Raw genomic sequence first — 1,388 nt, 5'->3', positions numbered from 1 at the left:
GGCCGCCCTCCCGCCGTACCAGTCCAGGCCGGCCGCGTTCCGGGGGGCCAGGCTGACCAGCAGCGCGACCCGGGTGACCCGCTCGGGCAGGAGCGCGGCGCAGGCCAGCGCGTGCGGGCCGCCGCCCGAGCGGCCGAGGACGGCGAAGCGGTCGATGCCGAGCTCGTCGGCGATGGTCCGCACGTCGGCCGCGGCCGCGCTGACCCGGCGTCCGGGCAGCCGGGCCGAGTCGCCGTAGCCGGGCCGGTCGAAGGAGACCAGCCGGATGCCCAGGCGGTAGAGGACGCTGGTGCGCGGGTGCGGGCCGACCCGGCTGCCGGGCGTGCCGTGCAGCAGGAACACCGGCCGGCCGCGCGGGTCGCCCACGGTCTCGACGGCGAGGGCGCGGCCGTCCGCCGCCTTGACCATCCGTAACGTCACGCGCGGCCTCCTCGGTACTCCGGGGTGCTCCGGTCGGCGGCCCCGGTCGTTCGGTCCTCCGTCAGTGGTCCCGGTCCGTGGTCCCGCGGACCTCCCGGCGGGCCTGCCAGGTGGTGTGCTCGCGGGAGACGGCGTCCTCGGCGTCCCGGGCCAGCCTGGCCCAGACCTCCTCGGCGTCCGCCGCGCCCAGGTCGAGCCGGGCCAGCTGGTCGCGGATCAGCTCCAGCTCGTCCGCGGCCAGCCCGTAGGCGGCGGCCAGCGGCCGGTACTGGCGCAGCTGGGCCCAGGCGGTGACCGAGGCGGCCACCGCCGAGACGGTGCCGAGCGCGTCGTAGCCGAAGCCGCCCATCGCCCGCAGCACCGCGAGCACCAGGCCGAGCCCCGGCAGCACCACGCCGAGCACGCCGGTCCAGAAGCCGGCCCGGGCGCAGTACCGGGCCTTGGAGCGGTACCAGTCGTGCTGCACCAGGATCCGCTCCCGCAGGTAGACCTCGCGGCGCACCGCCAGCGGCTGGTCGCGCAGGCCGCGCATCGCCGCGGTGATCGGCGCGTCGGGCCCCTCCGCGGCCGCGCCGACCGCGCGGCTGCCCCGGAAGGCGTTCAGCACCCGGCCGAGCTGGAAGCTGTACAGCCCCTCGGCGTCGGGCAGGGTGCGCGGCGGCGGCTGGAAGGCGTCGGCCCGGACGGCGAACTTCCAGGCGAGCGTCTTCACCGACTCCGCGGCCGCCCGGCCCTCGTACCAGAGGCCCTGCGGGTTCTGCCGGCTGATCACCACCGCGAGGCCGATCGCGCCGAGGTAGGCCACCGCGGCCGACCAGGCCCACGGCTCGCCGTCGGCGGAGCCGAACCCGGCCGCGGCGACCAGCAGCACCAGTTCCCAGGCCGAGAGCAGGACGGACCGGCGCTGCCCCTGCAACGAGGCCGAGTCGGCCGTCCAGAACAGTGCGGGCAGCAGCTCGTGCTCCCGC

At 77.5% G+C, this 1,388-nt stretch carries 2 protein-coding genes; both read right to left on the bottom strand.

The features are described from left to right. Positions 1-408: alpha/beta fold hydrolase (locus tag MCM47_RS40735; RefSeq protein ID WP_238951832.1), on the bottom strand; the 408-nt coding region annotated here is incomplete at its 3' end. Between the two features lie 73 nt (positions 409-481). Continuing rightward, positions 482-1,388, bottom strand: a 907-nt coding sequence (locus MCM47_RS40730) for a DUF4231 domain-containing protein (protein WP_238861329.1), incomplete at its 5' end; no start/stop codon positions are given.

The sequence above is a fragment of the Kitasatospora sp. A2-31 genome (assembly GCF_022288725.1).
Taxonomy (GTDB): Bacteria; Actinomycetota; Actinomycetes; order Streptomycetales; family Streptomycetaceae; genus Kitasatospora.
The sequence above is the reverse complement of the archived record's forward strand: the minus strand, read 5'-3'. Positions and strand labels throughout refer to the sequence as shown.